Here is a 16,223-nt window from a genome sequence, read left to right on the forward strand (position 1 = left end):
GTAGTGGATCTCACCCTGCTCTACCGCGGCCCGCTGGCCTCCTGCGATTACGACTGCCCCTACTGCCCGTTCGCCAAGCGCCGGGACAGCCGGGAACAACTGCGCACCGACCGGGCGTCGCTCGAGCAGTTCACCGGATGGGTGCGCGAGCAGCGCGCCGATCGGATCTCGGTGCTGTTCACCCCGTGGGGTGAGGGGCTGGTCCGGTCCTGGTACCGCCGGGCACTGGTCGAACTGTCCCACGAAGCCCATGTCCGGCGGGTCGCCATCCAGACCAATCTGAGCTGCCGCACCGACTGGCTGAGCGAGGCGGACCGCGACACCGTCGCGCTGTGGTGCACCTACCACCCCGGGCAGACGCCCTACCGGCGGTTCCTGGACAAGACCCGCGCCCTGCACGACGCCGGTATCCGGTTCAGTGTCGGCGTGGTGGGCCTGCCCGAGCATCTGGAGCACGCGCGGCGGCTGCGCGCCGACCTCCCGGAACAGGTCTATCTGTGGATCAATGCCGCCGAAGGCCACCGCTACACCGACCCCGAAGCGGCCGGCTGGACCGCGATCGATCCGCTGTTCCCGTTCAGCCGGGATCCGCACCGTTCGCTCGGCCGGGCCTGCCGGGCCGGATCGTCGGTGCTGTCGGTCGACGGCGACGGTACCGTCGCGCGCTGCCATTTCGTGAAGGAACAGCTCGGTAATCTCTACGACGGCTCCTATCGGGCGGCACTGCGACCGCGCCCGTGCCCCCGCACCCTGTGCGACTGCCATATCGGCTACGTCCATCTGGAATCGCTGCCGCTCTACGACGTGTTCGCGGGCGGAGTCCTGGAACGCATTCCCGCCGCCGGCCCCGGCGTGGTGGATCTGCCGACACCGATGGCGCTGCTCCCGGACGGTGCGTAACCAGCTGCCGCATCGTCCGGGAGATGGATCAGCGCAGCGCCTCCGTTTCGGCGAGCACCTTCGCCCGATGCTGTTCACGCAGCGCGGCATGGTGCGGACTGCGGCGCACCACCAGGTAGGCCACAGCCAGCACCACGAACCAGATCGGGGTCACCAGCATGGCCTGCAGAGTGTCGCTCTCCTGGGTGAGCGCCCAGAGCATGAAGACGAAGAACGCGAGCACCGCGTACACCATCGGTACCCCGCCCGGCATCTTGAACGTCGATGCCTCGTGCAACTGTGGCCGCCGCTTCCGGTACACCAGGTAGCTGGCCAGGATCATCGTCCAGACGAACATGAAGCACAGCGACGAGATGGTGGTGACCACCGTGAACGCCTCCACGATGGACTGGCCGGCGTAGAGCAGGACCACGCCGATCAGCAGGAACGCGCACGAGAAACGCAGCGCGTTGGCCGGGACCTTGCGCCGGGACAGCCGGCCGAAGAGCGCCGGGGCGTCGCCGTCGCCGGCCAGCCCGTACACCATCCGCGATGTCGAGTAGATACCCGAGTTCGCACTGGAGGTGGCGCTGGTGAGGACCACGAAGTTCACCACACTGGCCGCGATCCCCAGCCCGGCCAGGGAGAACATCGCCACGAACGGGCTCTCGTCGGCCGAGACCTGCCGCCACGGGGTCACCGCGCAGATCACGATCAGCGCGCCGACGTAGAACAGCAGCACCCGGACCGGAATCGAATTGATCGCGCGGGGCAGCGTACGTTCGGGATCCTTGGCCTCGGCCGCGGTAGTGCCCACCAGTTCGATCCCGACGAAGGCGAATACCGCGATCTGGAATCCGGCCACGAAGCCCATGGGGCCGGTCGGGAAGAAACCGCCGTCGTTCCACAGGTTGGCCAGCGATGCCGTACTGCCGCTGTCACCGGTGAAGCCGGTGATCACCATGACCAGGCCGGTCACGATCAGCGCGCCGATGGCGATCACCTTGATCAGCGCGAACCAGAACTCGGTCTCACCGAACGCGCGCACGGTCGGCAGGTTCAGCACCAGCAGGACAGCGATACAGACCAGCGCGGGTATCCACAGCGGCAGATCCGCCCACCAGTACGAGACGTACCCGGCGATCGCCACCACATCGGCGATACCGGTGACCACCCAGCAGAACCAGTAGGTCCAGCCGGTGAAGAAGCCCGCCCACGGGCCGAGCAGATCACCGGCGAAATCGCTGAACGATTTGTAGCCGGAGTTCGACAGCAGCAGTTCCCCCATCGCCCGCATGACGAAGAAGAGGAAGAAGCCGATGACCATGTAGACGAGGATCACCGAGGGGCCGGCCAGCGAGATGGTCTTACCGGACCCCATGAAAAGGCCCGTACCGATGGCACCACCGATGGCGATCAGCTGGATATGTCGATTCGCCAGCTGGCGGCTGAGCTTCTCCGGGCCGCCACCCGGATCACTCACCCCGCTCGCGTCGTCTCCTGAACCTCCGTGGCCCTGCAGCACGGCCATAATTCTCCCTCCGGAACCTATCGGACAGCCCATTCGACCACCGGTAACGGATTCGTGCAGAGTGGGCGGCACCACGCTACGCTGCCGCAACCCGTGCCGTGCGCGGTACCCACACCCCGTCGGTGATCGCATTCACTCAGTTCAGGGCGTTATCGCAGCCGTACAGCCGCGCCGGCGATCGGTCCGGCACCGTTGTGGCCAACACTCGATCGTCCGGCTCGATGACCGCCCGGCGCCACCACCTGATCGACTGGTCCGCTGTGTTCCGATTGATGTTCCACGAATCGTGAATCGACCTTCGCGCAGTATCAGCACACATCGAACCGTCCTCGGGCATTGGAGGTGGCAAGCCACTAAACTCATCGGTATGACCGCAGCGCACAACTATGAAGACCTCCATCGTTTGGTCGACCGGCTTACGCCGAACCAGGCGTGGGCGTTGCGTGCAGTCGCGCTTCAACTGGTGGTCACCGAGGCACCCGAAGCGGAGCCGAGCCCCGAGCGGCGACGGCATTTCTCGTTCGCGGGCGTAATGGATGCCGAATCCGACCTCGCAGGGCGATCGGAGGATCTGCTTCGCGAGGAACGTGGTAGACAAGCCGGGTGATCGTCTGTGACACAGGCCCGCTCGTTGCCGTCCTCAACAAGAACGACGTGGATCATCGGCGGTGCCTCGACCTGTTGGAGACCCATCCAGGCCCCGTTCTCGTCCCAAGCCCAGTACTCGCGGAGGTCTGCTATTTCTTGGAGACTCGCGTAGGGCCGGAAGCCGAGGCCACGTTTCTGGAATCCGTCGCCGACCGGGAAATCGAGCTCGTGGAGCTGACCAGCAGCGATTTGCGACGAACTGCCGAACTGGTGCGGAAGTACGCCGACTTCCCCCTAGGAGCCGTTGACGGCGCTGTCCTAGCTGTAGCGGAGCGACTCGAAGTCCCCGAAGTCGCAACCCTGGATCTGCGCCACTTCCGCGCCGTCCGTACTCGACACTCGACGCCGCTTCGACTTCTACCGGACTAACTGACTCGCTACCGGCACCGCCCACCTGATTGACTGGTCCGCTGTGTTCCGATTGATGTTCCACGAACCTCGCATACCGGGTAATACCGGCAACGCCATCCGGCTGGCGGCCGGGACGGGCAGTGAGCTGCATCTGATCGAACCGCTGGGTTTCGATATGTCGGAGGCGAAACTGCGCCGGGCCGGGCTGGACTACCACGACCTCGCCTCGGTGACGGTGCACCCGGACCTGGCGACGGCATGGGAACGGCTGCGGCCCGAGCGGGTGTTCGCGTTCACCACCCGTGCCACCACCCCGCACACCGAGATCACCTACCGGTCCGGCGATGTACTGCTCTTCGGGGCCGAACCCTCGGGGCTGCCGCCGCAGGTGCTCGCCGACGACCACATCAGCACCGAATTGCGGATCCCGATGCTGCCCGGCCGGCGGTCGATGAACCTGGCCAATGCGGCCGCGGTCGCGGTGTACGAGGCGTGGCGGCAGCACGGGTTCCCGGGCGCGGTCTGATCCGGCGGCCGGTCAGTCGTCGACTTCGAACCGCTTGTACCGGGAGGTCGCTCCGCCGGTGAGCCGGACCGCGCTCTTCGGGACACCGAGATGGTCGGCCAGTAGTTCGGCCGCGGCCCGGTTCGCCCTGCCTTCCACAGCGGGCGCCCGCACCCACAGCCGGAGGGTGCCGTCGGTCAGGGTTTCGACCAGCGGGCCCTTCCGGCTGTTCGGGGTGATCACGGCGCGGACCGTGGTCGGCACCGGTCAGTCCCGGTCGGCGGCGGGGCTGTCCGATCCGGCCACGGGGCCCGCACTGTCGTCGTCCGCCGGCGCGGACTCACCCGTGGGCTTCGCCGGGGTATCCGCGGTCTTCGCGGGTTCGGCCGTGGTCTTCGCGGGTTCGGCCGTGGTCTTCGCGGATTCGGCCGTGGTCTTCGCGGATTCGACCTCGGTCTTCGGGGCCTCGGTCTTCGCAGGCTCGGCCTTCGGAGAGTCGGTCTTCGGAGAGTCGGCGTGCGCCGACTTGTTCCCGGACGGCGAACCGGCTCCGCGTGGTGCGCGCAGCCGGCGGGCCAGTCCGGCTATCGCACCGACGATCGCACCGAGCAGCGCGAGGAAGACCACCCACGGCAGTACCTGGCCGACGAAGACCACCGCACCCTTCAGCCAGTCGAGCAGCGAGTTCCAGCCGTCCACGATCCCGTCCCAGAAATTCGCGGGCCCGTCCGCCACCGTCTTCGCTTCCGTACTCCGGATATCCACGGTGAGCGTGGACAGCGAGATCTGATCGTCGAGATAGCGTCGTTGCCCGGTGAGGCTGTCGAGTTCGCCCTGCCGGTCGGCGAGCGCCCCCTCCGCGGCGATCAGGTCGGCGGTGTCGGCGGCGCGAGCCATGAGATCGCGCAGCCGATCGACCGAGGCGCGCAGTGCGGTGATACGGGCGTCGAGATCCTGCCACTGCAGCGTGACATCGTCGCGATTGGTGCTGACCTCGGTGATCTGACCCAGTTCGCGCAGACCGTTGATGAACGCGTCGGTATCGGTGGCCGGAATCCGGACGATCAGATTCGCGTGCGGATCGGAATCGGCGGTACCCGGATTCTCGGTGCGCTGGTCGACCCGCCCGTCGAGTTCGGCCACCCGGTCCACGAGGGTCTGCGCGGTCGCAATGGGGTCGTCGGCGGTGAGATCCACCGTACCGGTGACGACCTCTTTGCGGTCGGCGGCGAGTTCGCCGGTATCCGGCGCAGTGGGAGCGGGCGCCTGCTCCCGAGCAGGTGCCTTCTGCACCCGGATCCCCGGCGCCCCGGCGGGCGCGGGCACACCACCCTCGAAGGACATCGTGTGATCCGCTGCGCCGGAGTGGGAGTCGTCCCCACCGCACCCGGCGAGCAGAACCGACCCGCACACAACCATCAACAGCACCCCGAGCTTTCGCATGCTGGCAGCGTAGTGGGCGGGTCCGGGATCAGATACCCAGATCTGGAGGCCCGCGCGCTCCGGCGCCGCCGGGCTATCTGAAATCCCTGGAGCGAGAGCTTATGCGCATATCCAGGCGGCTCAGCTGTTCGGCGTAGATACTGACCGCGCCTTCCGCGTTCTGTATCCGCCCGCGGATCAGCAGCGCCGGGGAACCTTGCGCGATGCGGCGGTACCGGGTCCACAGTCCGGGCGAGCACACCACATTCACCATGCCGGTTTCGTCTTCCAGGTTCAGGAAGGTGACCCCGCCGGCGGTGGCGGGACGCTGCCGGTGGGTCACCGCCCCGCCGACCAGTACCCGGGTGCCGTCGGGGACAGCGAGCAGACCGGCGGCCGGGATCACACCGAGCGCGTCGAGGCGGGGGCGCAGGAACTGGGTGGGATAGCTGTTCGGCGAGACACCGGTCGCCCAGACATCGGCGGCGGCGTGCTCGAGCTCGCTCATCCCGGGCAGTACGGGTGTGGCGGTGGAGGCACCGGTCCCGGGTAGGCGACCGGCTCGTTCACCGGCCGCCGCACCGGCCGCCCACAGCGCCTCGCGCCGGGAGTACCCCAGGCAACCGAGCGCCCCCGCGGTCGCCAGGGATTCTGCTTGCGGGACGGTCATTTCCACGCGCCCGGTGAGATCGAGGAAGGAGGTGTAGGGCCCGCTTCCGGTCCGGGCCGCGACTATCCGGTCCGCGAGGTCCGAGCCGATGGACCGTACCGCCGCCAGACCCAGCCGCACCTCGGTCCCCTGCTGCTCCAGCGTGGCCTCGGCGTCGCTGGCATTGATATCGGGGCCGTGCACCGCGACCCCGTGCCGGCGGGCATCGGCGACCAGCGACTGCGGCGAATAGAAACCCATCGGCTGGGCGCGCAGCAGTCCGGCGCAGAAGGCGGCCGGATAGTGCAGTTTGAACCAGGCGGAATAGAACACCAGGGCGGCGAAACTCTGCGAATGGCTCTCCGGGAAACCGAAATTCGCGAAGGCGCGAAGTTTCTCGTAGATGCGGTCGGCCAGTTCGCCGGTTATCCCGTGCAGATCGCGCATGCCCTGATACAGCCGGCCCCGTAACCGTTCCATCTTCTCGGGAGAACGTTTCGAGCCCATGGCACGCCGCAGTTGATCCGCTTCGGCGGCGGTGAATCCCGCGACGTCCACCGCCATCTGCATGAGTTGTTCCTGGAAGAGCGGGACCCCGAGGGTGCGTTCGAGTGAATTCCGCAGGGCCTCGTGATCGAAGGTGACCTTTTCCAGCTTGTTCTTCCGCCGGATATAGGGATGGACCGAGCCACCTTGGATCGGGCCGGGGCGGATCAGCGCCACCTCGACCACCAGGTCGAAGAATTCGCGCGGTTTCAGTCGCGGCAGGGTCGCCATCTGCGCCCGGGATTCCACCTGGAAGACGCCCACCGAGTCGGCGCGGCACAGCATCTCGTACACCGCGGGTTCGGTGAGGTCCAGGGCGTGCAGTTCGACCCGCACACCGACGTGTTCACGAACCAGGTCGATCATGTAGTGCAGGGCGGAGAGCATGCCCAGGCCCAGCAGATCGAATTTCACCAGACCCGCCGCGGCGCAATCGTCCTTGTCCCATTGCAGCACGCTGCGACCGGGCATCCGTGCCCATTCCACCGGGCATACATCGGCGATGGGCCGATCGCAGATCACCATGCCACCGGAGTGGATACCCAGATGCCGGGGCAGCCCTTCGATATCGGCGGCCAGCGCCAGTACCGGTTCGGGGATATCGGTTCCGGTTTCCGATCCGACACCGGTCCACCGGCTCACCTGTTTGCTCCAGGCATCCTGCTGGCCGGGGGCGAAACCGAGCGCGCGCGCCGCGTCCCGGACCGCGGATTTCCCGCGATAGGTGATCACATTCGCCACCTGCGCCGCGTTCTCCCGCCCGTAGCGGCGGTAGACGTACTGGATCGCTTCCTCACGGCGATCGGATTCGATATCGATATCGATATCGGGAGGTCCGTCGCGTTCCGGGGAGAGGAACCGCTCGAACAGCAATTTGTTCGCGACAGGGTCGACATTGGTGATGCCGATGGCGTAGCAGACCGCGGAATTGGCGGCCGAACCCCGGCCCTGACACAGAATGTCGTGCTCGTGACAGAACCGCACGATATCGTGCACCACCAGGAAATATCCCGGGAAGCCGAGCCGGGCGACGATCGCCAGTTCGTGTTCGAGCTGCCGGTAGGCGGCCGGGTTCGCGGCGGGCGGTCCGTAGCGGTCTGCGGCGCCGCGGCGGGTGAGTTCACGCAACCAGGAGTTCTCGTCGTACCCGGCCGGGACGTCGAACGGTGGCAGGCTCGGTGCGATCAAGCGCAGATCGAAGGCGCATTCACGAGCCAGTCGCACCGAATTCGGTACGGCGGCCGGGAATTCCGCGAACAGCCGGGCCATCTCCGCGCCCGAACGCAGGTATCCACCGCCGGCCGGGGCGAGCCAGCCGGCGATATCGTCGAGGCTGCGCCGGGCCCGGATGGCGGCCAGGGCCGCGGCCCGGCGGCTGCGGTCGGGGGTCGCGAAATGTGCTGAGGTGGTGGCGATCACCGGCACCCCGACCCTTGCGGCGACGGCGGCCAGCGCGGTATTGCATTCGTCGTCGACGGGCAGACCGTGCCGGGTGAGTTCCACGGTCACCCGGTCGGGGCCGAACCGTTCGCACAGTTCCCGCAGTGCCGCCTCGGCGCGCAGCGGCCGGCCACCCGCGTGCAGATCCCGGTCCAGCGCCCGGCGGACCCGGCCCTTGCGACAGCCGGTGAGGATCTGCCAGTGGCCACCGGCCGCGGCGGCGAGGGTATCGAGGTCGTAACGCAGGATCCCCTTCTCCCCGGCGGCCATATGCGCGGCCGCGAGCTGCCGGGACAACCGCCGGTACCCCTCCTCCCCACGCGCCAGTACCAGCAGATGTTCACCGTCCGGGTCGGGTTCGCCGGTGCGGGGCGCCGAATCCGTCTGCGGGGAACCGGATTCCACGAGGGTGAGTTCGGCTCCGTACACCGCGGCGATTCCGTGTTCGGCCGCGGCCTCAGCGAACCGGACCACTCCGTAGTAGCCGTTGTGATCGGTCAGCGCGATCGCCGAGAGACCCAGTCGCGCGGCTTCGGCGACCATCTCCTCCGGCTGCGAGGCCCCGTCCAGGAAACTGAACGCCGAATGCGTGTGCAGTTCCGCGTAGGGCACCAGCGGGCCGGTCGGCGGGTCCACCGGTTCGGGCAGGTACGCCCCGCGGCTGTGGCTCCAGGCCGGGGCGTCGCCGCCGTCGGGTAGCTGTCCGGGGTTCGGCCGGCCGGACAGTACCCGTTCCATCTCGGCCCAACTCGGCGGGCCGTTACTCCATCCCATGCCGCGTGTCAGCAGGCGACCCGTTCGGTGGACTGGGCTTCCAGCAGTATCGCCACATGTTCCACGCCCGCCCGGATCACCTGCCCGTAGGCATCGTCGGCGAGGACGTTCGCATGTCCGCGCGCCAATGCCAGTTGCATTCGCGCCGCATCGAAATCGCCTACCAGCCGGTGACTGTCGGCCAGACTCAGATACAGCGACGGCAGGAATCCCAGTAACCCTTCGCCGAGCGGAACGCCGGGTACGAAGGCCGAGTCGAGCGCCCGGGTGTCCCAGAGCAGCGCATCCTCGGCCGTGTCCTGGACATCCGCCAGATGATGGGCCACCACACTCCGGGACAGGGGTTCCCCGGCCGGTTCGAGCTGGTCCCACAGCAGTTGTAGCGTCCGGCGTGCCGCCTCCCGATTCACGCCGCCGAGCCGCACCGCGGCATAGATATCCGCCATCCGATCGTCCGTCATACTCCCAATTATCGCACATATGTTCGAATAGAGTCGGATGAAATCGAACCTGTTTTCGAACGCCGGATCAACCCTGGCGGACTTTCTTACTTTGGAGTAAGTTCGGCCCCGGAAGACCTGCGCAAAGGGGCTGTCATGAGCGGATCCGGGGCCGACCAGGCCGAACACGCACTTGCCGGGCGGCATGTCCTCATTACCGGCGCCTCGTCGGGAATCGGGCGGGCCGCGGCACTCGCGGTCGCGAAGAAGGACGCCGTAGTGTTCCTGCTCGCCCGCCGCGAGGACGAGCTCGCCGCCGTCGTGGCGGAGATCCGAGCGGCCGGCGGCCGAGCCTACGGCTACCCCTGCGATATCACCGATACCGCCTCGGTCGAGGCGACCCTGGACGAGTTGCTCGGCGAGCACGACCGGGTCGATATGCTGGTCAACAATGCCGGCCGGTCCATCCGCCGGGCCATCCACCGCTCCACCGACCGGCTGCACGATTACGAACGCACGATGGCCGTCAACTACTTCGGCGCGCTCCGGCTCACCTTGGCACTGCTCCCACAGATGCGGGAGCGCCGATTCGGCCATATCGTCAACATCAGCAGCGCGGGCGTCCAGGTGGCCACTCCGCGATACTCCGCGTATCTGGCGAGCAAGGCCGCGCTGGACAAGTTCACCGAGGTCGCGGCGGTGGAGACCATGTCGGACGGCGTCACCTTCACCACCATCCACCTGCCGCTGGTCCAGACCCCGATGATCGCTCCGTCCGGAGATCAGGGCCGTGCCGAATCTCCGGAATGGGCGGCCGCGACCATTGTGCGCGCACTCACCGACCGACCCCGCCGTATCGACGTGCCGATCGGCACCCTCGGCGAGTACAGCGCGATGTTCGCACCACGCCTGCGCGATCTGGTCCTGCACCGGTACTACCGGATGATCCCGGACTCCCCGGCCGCCCGGGGTGAACAGAACGAGTCGTCCGCGGACCCGGCGGTCACCGCCCTTCCGGCCGGACCGGCCGCCGGGCGGGCCACCCCCGCCCACCGCCCCACCCCGCGATCGCGCGCCCCGCTCCCCCGCGCGGGAGCACGGGTCGCCCGGGGCACCGGGACCGTCCTGCGGCGCGCCGCCCGCTGGGTTCCGGGCACACACTGGTGACAGCTCCGGCTGCGGAAGGATCGGCGACCGTGACAGATGAGCACCACGCGGTACTCGACGCCGTACTCGATCTGGTGACCTCCCGCGGCGTGGCCGAGACGACGCTGCGCCGCGTGGCCGATCACTGCGGTGTGGACGGGAAAACGTTGCGCCGCAAATACGGCGATCAGTACGGATTGCTGATGAGCGCCGCCAAAGAACTCGAACTCGACCGCGATCGCCGTCTCGCGGCGGTCGGGCCCGGACCGCACAGCGATTCACCGGCCGACCGGCGGGCCTATCTCGAGGCGGTCACCCGCGCACTCCTGCTCGATCCGGCCGACCGGCGGCGCCTGCTGCTACGCAACGAGATCGTCGCGAATGCCCGGCTGGTGAACGGGATGGAGGCGGAAACCGGCTGGATGGGGACCAGTACCCGGACCATCGTGGCCACCGCGCTCACCCGGGCCGGGGTCGCCGATATCGAACTCGAAACGGAGCGGCTGGTCGCGCTGATCAGCGGCCTGGCCTTCGAACTCGCCTACCCGCACGGCGCCGGTGACGGTACGGCGGATCTGGTGCTGCGCCACCACATCGCCTCCCTCGTGCCCTGACCGGCGGGCTCGGCCCGGCGATCCGAGATGATCCTCAGAGTTCGAAGATCCGCTGCGCGGGGGGTAGCGGCCGGAACGCCTCCGAGATCTGCGCGACCAGCTGCCACGGCCGTTCGCCGTCCAGCGAGCATTTCCCGTTCGTCAGGATCGCCCCGCTGAGTCCGCGGTCCGGATCGGCCCAGCCGTACTGCGTGGTGAACCCGCTGCGGCCGAAATGCGCAGTGGTGTCGTGCCCGAATTTCGAACGTTGCCCGCCCAATTCGTATCCCGCGCGGCTCACCCGTCCCGCCACTCCGGGGACCCGGGGCGCGGGTCGAATCGCATCGCGCAGAGTTTCGGCACGCATGATCCGGACACCGTCGAGTTCGCCACCGCGCGCCAGGATCTCGTAGAACCGGGAGAGTTCGGTGGCGGTCGTCACGAGGTTGCCGGACGGCAGTTCGGCGGTGAGGAAGGACCGGTTCGAATCCCGGTTCACCGCGTCGGGGGCGAATCCCCCGCCCAGCGCCCGGCCGGCCACGAACGAGGCGAGCTTCGAAGGCGGTGGGCCGGTCTTCACGCTCGGTACGACCGCGTCCACGTCCGCGGGCGCGACACCCAGGTTCGTCCAGCGGAAGCCCAGCGGTTCCAGCACCCGCTCGGCGAGATGGTCCCGGAGCCGCTTCCCGGTGGCCCGCTGGACCAGCAATCGCTGGATCAGCCCGCTGGTCAGCGCGTGGTACACCCGGAACCGGCCCGCCGGGTAGCTGGGTTTCAGATCGATCAGTCCGCGCAGGCACAGTTCCTCGTCGAACACCATCTCGTGCCCACGGTAGGGGCGGGTCACGAACGGCACCCCGGCCGTATGGGTGAGCACATGACCGATGGTGATCGCGCCTTTGCCGTGGGCGGCGAATTCGGGGATGTAGTCGCTGACCGGGTCGTCGAAGCCGAACACGCCCTGTTCGATCAGCATGAACATCACCGCGGCGGAAACGCCCTTCGCAGTGGAGAATCCGCAGAAGGGGGATTCGGTGGTCACCAGGATCCGCTCGGCGTCGGGACCGTCCCCCGGTGCGTTCCCCCAGCCGTGGCCGATGGCCCGGTTGAGGACGATCCGGCCGTTTCGGCGCAGGCAGACCTGGATCGCCGGGGTGCTGCCCATCCGGTACCACGCCCGCACCGACTCCCAGATCGCTTCGATCTCCGCTCGGGCCGGCCCACCGTCCCCGGCGTCCTCCTCCGGGCCGACAGTGGTGATGTCGTCCAGTTGGGCGGCGACCGGGACCAGGAGCGCGGTATCTGCCTTCACACGCCCCAGGGTAGCCACGCCGGCGAGGTGGTGACGGGCGCCGGCGAACCGCCGGCCCGATACCCGGGGTGCCCACCGCACACCACCCGTGACCAGGCTGTCCGCCAACCCGCAGCGAGCGTGACGGAGATCACGGACAGCCGTCCGGCTGAATTGTGCTCTGATCAATGGAAGCAACCGCTTGTTTCCATCTGCCGGGAGGTGGCCATGACATCGGTGAACACGCGCCTTTCCCGGGCGCATATCTGGCTGCTCACTCTGTCGTCGATGGCAGTGGCACTGGTCATCGCGGCCATGGCCGCCCTCTACACCGCACTCCCCGAGATCGCCGCCGATACCGGCGCCACCCAGCAGCAGCTCACCTGGGTGGTCGACGGGTACACCCTCGCGCTGGCCTGCCTCGTCCTGTTCTCCGGCGCGCTGGGCGACCGGTTCGGCCGCCGCATCATGATGGTGCTCGGTCTGGTGGTGTTCGCGCTCGCCTCGGCGGTACCGCTGGCGCTGGACGAACCGCACTGGATCATCGCCTCCCGGGCCGCCGCCGGGGTGGGCGCCGCGCTGGTGATGCCGTCCACTCTGTCGCTGCTCACCGGCGGATTCCCGCCGGAGCGACGCGGTGTGGCCGTGGGACTGTGGGCCGGCGTGGTCAGCGGCGGTGCCGTACTGGGCATTCTCGGCTCCGGACTGCTGCTGCAGATCTGGTCCTGGCAGGCGATCTTCCTCGCGATGACGGTGGCCGGCACGGTACTCGCGATCGCCGGCTGCACGGTTCCCGAATCCGTGGACGAAACCCGGCCGCCGCTGGACTTCTGGGGTGGTATCACGGCTTCGGTGGCCGTCGGCGCCGTCGTGGTCGGCGCCATCGAGGCGCCGGTGCGCGGCTGGACCGATCCGCTGGTGCTGGGCCTGTTCGGTGCGGGAGTCCTCGCCGGGGTCGGGTTCGCGACCGTCGAACTGCGGGTGCCCAACCCGCTGCTGGACGTACGGCTGTTCGCCGACCGCGGTTTCGGCAGCGGCGCGGTGAGCGTCGGGGTCCAGTTCCTGGTCGCCTTCGGTTACTTCCTGCTGTTCGTGCAGTACATGCAGCTGATCTTCGGATACTCACCGCTCATGTCCGCCGTCGCGATGGCACCGATGATCGCACCGCTGATCGGTATCTCGGTTTTCGCGCCGCGGCTGGCCGAACGGTTCGGGCTGCGCCTGCCCACCTTCATCGGTCTGCTGTGTGTCGGCAGCGCGCTCATCCTCGTCTCCCGGACCACCGTGGACAGCACCTACCTCGACGTACTCTGGCCACTGCTGATCCTCAGCACCGGCCTCGGCCTGTGCACCGCCCCCGCGACCGCCGCCATCATCAACGGCACGCCGCCGGAGAAGCACGGCGTGGCCTCCGCGGTCAACGATGCCTCCCGCGAAGTGGGTGCGGCCATCGGTATCGCGATCTCCGGCAGCATCCTCGCCGTCGGCTACGCCGACCGGATCGCTCCGGCACTGCCCAGCCTCCCCGAAGCGGCCCGCGGGCCGGTCGGTGATTCGCTGGCCGCCGCACTGGAGGTCGCCGAGCAGGCGGGTCCGGCGGCGGACCCCTTGGCGGCGTTCGCCAAGGAGGCCTTCGTAGACGGCGCGCAACAGGCCGCCCTCGCGCTGGGCATCCTCACCGTGGTGATGGCTTTCGTACTCGGCGCGTGGGCACCCGGGCGCAAGACGACCACCGCTCCCACCTCAGCCGCCGAAGATCCCGTGCTGATGAACCGATAACCACAGCGCGTACCCGAGCAGCGCCTGCGCCTCCTGGATCCGCGGCGCACTGCGCGAACCGACCACCAGGCAGCGGTCCACCGTGCCGCCGCGCGCGAAGGCACCGCCATCGCAACCGGCGAAACCGATCGTGTACATCCCGCGACGGCGCGCCTCCGCCAGACCCGCCAGCAGATCGGGCGAACTACCGCTCGTCGACATCGCGACCGCGATATCACCGGCGCGGCCGCGCGCCGCCAGTTGGCGGGCGAACACCGATTCGAAACCGATATCGTTACCGACCGCGGTGAGTACCGCCTCGTCGGCCGACAGCGACCACGCCGGCAGCGCGATACCGTCGGGCGGCCGCGCGAACAGGGCCGCCAGCGTGGCGGCATCGGTCGCGCTACCACCGTTACCGAAGGTGAAAAGCCTTCCTCCGGTACCGAACCGGCGCGCCGTCTCGCGCGCCGCCGCTGCCACCTGCTCCGCGTTGTCCGCGAGTGTCCGTTTCCGTAGACCGGCGCTCTCCGCGGCCCGCGCCCGCGCACACGCGGCGAGTTCCCCCAGCAGCTCACCGGTTTCGTAGGCGGTCACAGATCCTCCCCCACGTCGGCCTCCTCCACACCGGCCGTGCTCACCGCGATACCCGCGTGCACCAGTACCAGGTCCCCGGCGCGCACCGGCTCGACGAATGTCGTGGTGACGGTTTCGGTTCCGAGCGGTGTCCGGATCCGGGCCGTCCCGTCCCCGAGCGGCGTCACCACCTCACCGAGCCGGGCCTCGTCGCGGCATCCTGTCCGAAACCCCGCCCGGCGCTCCGGCACCAGCAGCCCGGGGTGCTCGAAGCACCGCTGGGTGAGTTCCCCCAGCAGGTGGTAGAGCAGTACGAGGTCACCGGTGGCCGACATACGCGAATCGGGACCGTCCAGCCAGAGCAGGTGGTCGGCGATCCGCGCCCGCGGCCGCGGTCCCGAACCTATCCAGATGGTGTGCACGCCCCAGGCCGGGCTGCGCGCGAACAGCGATCGCACCTCGGCTTCGTGCGCGGCGGCGACCGCGACCACCATATCGCCGGAGCGCGCCGAAACTCGCGCGGTATCGACCGGATACGGCCCGGTCAGGGCGGCAGCGGGGAGTGCGCGCGCGCCGGCGTCCACCGGATGTACGAATTCGAGAGCGAGGTGCTGGGCGTGCGGTTCCCAGGACGGGGCCACGCACCACAGAGTCGCGCCCGCGTTGAATCGGCGGGCCAGCGCCAGCGCCGCCGCCGCCAGATCGTCGGCCAGTTCGGCCCGGAAAGGTGTGGCCGCCACGGGAGTGCTCGTCACGAGCCCGCCCGTTCGCCCGCACCCACCGGCCGGACCGGGGCCCCGCCGGCGTCGCCGGAGCTCCCGCTGATCCGGCCCGGAATGCCCCACCACATCAATCCTCCTCCGACGAACAGAAGCGATTGCCGAATTACGATGGCGTGCCGCTGTTTCCGGCCATCAGTCGTTGTTCAGCCCTATCGGTGCGGTACTACCCAGCTGTTACGGAAATACGAATCGACGGCCGCGGATCGCGTCACGGCATCCACCGGACTACTGGCATCCCCGCCTACTGGCATCCCCGCGGAAAGAACTGCCGCAGTGCGTAACGCGGCCTCGTCACGCTACCCGGCCCGGCGGATACCGCCGTAGCGGCCCGCACCTGCGCTGTCCGGCGACACCCGGACCCGGCCTCTGCCCCTGCGCGGGACCGCTGCGGCATTCTCGACCTGTCCGCACCGACGCGAAAGGCCAACCGATATGCCGACCCCGAACATGTTCATCGTGTACGTCGCCGACGCGCCCGCTTCGGCCCGTTTCTACTCCGACCTGTTCGATACGGCACCGAAGTTCGAATCCCCGCGCTTCGTCACCTTCGAACTGAGCGCGGGTGTGGACCTCGCGCTGTGGAGCGGGCACGCCGGCCAACTGGAACTCGCCGGTGCTCGCACCGCCGAGCTGTGCCTCAACCTGCCGGGCGGCCCGGCCGCGATCGACCAGCAGTTCGAGCAGTGGCTGGGCCGGGGCGTGAAGGTGGTCCAGGAACCGCACGACGCGGTGTTCGGACGCACGTTCGTGGTCGAGGATCCGGACGGCAATCTGATCCGGGTCGCCCCCATCGACTGAGCCGTATCGGGGCGTGCGGGCGGTACGAACGAGGGCGCCCGGCCGGCCGGACACGAGGTCCGGGCGACCGGGCGCTGTTCCCTCACCCCGGTTA

General features: G+C 68.5%; 16 protein-coding genes. 8 read left to right on the forward strand and 8 right to left on the reverse strand.

Annotated elements, in window-relative coordinates:
- Positions 1–3: 3 nt before the first annotated feature.
- A complete protein-coding gene (locus ACWEWT_RS23770) occupies positions 4–900 on the forward strand; it encodes an STM4011 family radical SAM protein (protein ID WP_452562059.1) in 897 nt (298 codons plus the stop codon).
- A gap of 28 nt (positions 901–928) precedes the next feature.
- Here the strand turns inward: ACWEWT_RS23770 and cycA are convergent, their stop codons facing one another.
- Complete coding sequence (gene cycA, locus ACWEWT_RS23775; protein ID WP_452562060.1) at positions 929–2,410, reverse strand: D-serine/D-alanine/glycine transporter; 1,482 nt, start codon at positions 2,408–2,410, stop codon at positions 929–931.
- 367 nt (positions 2,411–2,777) lie between these two features.
- Between cycA and ACWEWT_RS23780 the strand changes: the two genes are divergently transcribed.
- Genes ACWEWT_RS23780 through ACWEWT_RS23790 form a run of 3 tightly spaced genes read left to right on the forward strand, consistent with a single transcriptional unit; the run spans position 2,778 to position 3,935 of the window.
- Positions 2,778–3,017 (forward strand): hypothetical protein, encoded by a 240-nt coding sequence (locus ACWEWT_RS23780; protein ID WP_452562061.1) that lies wholly within the window; start codon positions 2,778–2,780, stop codon positions 3,015–3,017.
- The gene (locus ACWEWT_RS23785; RefSeq protein WP_452562063.1) at positions 3,014–3,427 is read left to right on the forward strand and encodes a type II toxin-antitoxin system VapC family toxin; all 414 of its coding nucleotides are present in this window, start codon (positions 3,014–3,016) and stop codon (positions 3,425–3,427) included. Before ACWEWT_RS23780 ends, ACWEWT_RS23785 begins: the two co-directional genes overlap by 4 nt.
- A gap of 43 nt (positions 3,428–3,470) precedes the next feature.
- Positions 3,471–3,935, forward strand: a complete 465-nt coding sequence (locus ACWEWT_RS23790) for a tRNA (cytidine(34)-2'-O)-methyltransferase (RefSeq protein WP_452562064.1) — start codon at positions 3,471–3,473, stop codon at positions 3,933–3,935.
- 12 nt (positions 3,936–3,947) lie between these two features.
- On the opposite strand, the gene ACWEWT_RS23795 is transcribed toward ACWEWT_RS23790, so the two are convergent.
- The 4 genes from ACWEWT_RS23795 to ACWEWT_RS23810 all read right to left on the reverse strand — a co-directional run bounded on the left by ACWEWT_RS23795 (position 3,948) and on the right by ACWEWT_RS23810 (position 9,206).
- Entirely contained in the window at positions 3,948–4,178 is a 231-nt protein-coding gene (locus tag ACWEWT_RS23795) for a DUF167 domain-containing protein (RefSeq protein WP_452562065.1), read from the reverse strand.
- Between the two features lie 3 nt (positions 4,179–4,181).
- Complete coding sequence (locus tag ACWEWT_RS23800; RefSeq protein ID WP_452562067.1) at positions 4,182–5,357, reverse strand: DUF4349 domain-containing protein; 1,176 nt, start codon at positions 5,355–5,357, stop codon at positions 4,182–4,184.
- A 73-nt stretch (positions 5,358–5,430) separates the two neighbouring features.
- Positions 5,431–8,745, reverse strand: coding sequence for an error-prone DNA polymerase (locus ACWEWT_RS23805; RefSeq protein ID WP_452562069.1), 3,315 nt, complete (start codon positions 8,743–8,745; stop codon positions 5,431–5,433).
- 8 nt (positions 8,746–8,753) lie between these two features.
- Complete coding sequence (locus ACWEWT_RS23810) at positions 8,754–9,206, reverse strand: hypothetical protein (protein ID WP_452562070.1); 453 nt, start codon at positions 9,204–9,206, stop codon at positions 8,754–8,756.
- Between the two features lie 135 nt (positions 9,207–9,341).
- On the opposite strand from ACWEWT_RS23810, the gene ACWEWT_RS23815 reads away from it, so the two are divergent.
- Together ACWEWT_RS23815 and ACWEWT_RS23820 are read left to right on the forward strand one after the other, a co-directional pair.
- On the forward strand, positions 9,342–10,352 hold the full coding sequence (locus ACWEWT_RS23815) for an SDR family NAD(P)-dependent oxidoreductase (RefSeq protein ID WP_452562072.1): 1,011 nt from the start codon (positions 9,342–9,344) through the stop codon (positions 10,350–10,352).
- Positions 10,353–10,381: 29 nt separating this feature from the next.
- Complete coding sequence (locus tag ACWEWT_RS23820; RefSeq protein ID WP_452562073.1) at positions 10,382–10,945, forward strand: hypothetical protein; 564 nt, start codon at positions 10,382–10,384, stop codon at positions 10,943–10,945.
- A 34-nt stretch (positions 10,946–10,979) separates the two neighbouring features.
- Here ACWEWT_RS23820 and ACWEWT_RS23825 read toward each other — a convergent pair whose 3' ends face one another.
- Complete coding sequence (locus ACWEWT_RS23825) at positions 10,980–12,236, reverse strand: serine hydrolase (protein ID WP_452562075.1); 1,257 nt, start codon at positions 12,234–12,236, stop codon at positions 10,980–10,982.
- 207 nt (positions 12,237–12,443) lie between these two features.
- Here ACWEWT_RS23825 and ACWEWT_RS23830 point away from each other — a divergent pair, with 207 nt between their 5' ends.
- Positions 12,444–13,994: an MFS transporter gene (locus tag ACWEWT_RS23830; protein ID WP_452562077.1), complete on the forward strand. Its 1,551-nt coding sequence runs from the start codon at positions 12,444–12,446 to the stop codon at positions 13,992–13,994.
- Here the strand turns inward: ACWEWT_RS23830 and ACWEWT_RS23835 are convergent.
- On the reverse strand, positions 13,959–14,570 hold the full coding sequence (locus ACWEWT_RS23835) for a D-sedoheptulose-7-phosphate isomerase (RefSeq protein ID WP_452562079.1): 612 nt from the start codon (positions 14,568–14,570) through the stop codon (positions 13,959–13,961). The genes ACWEWT_RS23830 and ACWEWT_RS23835 overlap by 36 nt on opposite strands.
- On the reverse strand, positions 14,567–15,304 hold the full coding sequence (locus ACWEWT_RS23840) for a hydrogenase assembly protein HupF (protein ID WP_452562081.1): 738 nt from the start codon (positions 15,302–15,304) through the stop codon (positions 14,567–14,569). Before ACWEWT_RS23840 ends, ACWEWT_RS23835 begins: the two co-directional genes overlap by 4 nt.
- 459 nt (positions 15,305–15,763) lie before the next feature.
- Between ACWEWT_RS23840 and ACWEWT_RS23845 the strand changes: the two genes are divergently transcribed.
- A complete protein-coding gene (locus ACWEWT_RS23845; RefSeq protein WP_452562083.1) occupies positions 15,764–16,129 on the forward strand; it encodes a VOC family protein in 366 nt (121 codons plus the stop codon).
- Positions 16,130–16,223: the final 94 nt, after the last annotated feature.

Source organism: Nocardia sp. NPDC003963 (assembly GCF_053605105.1).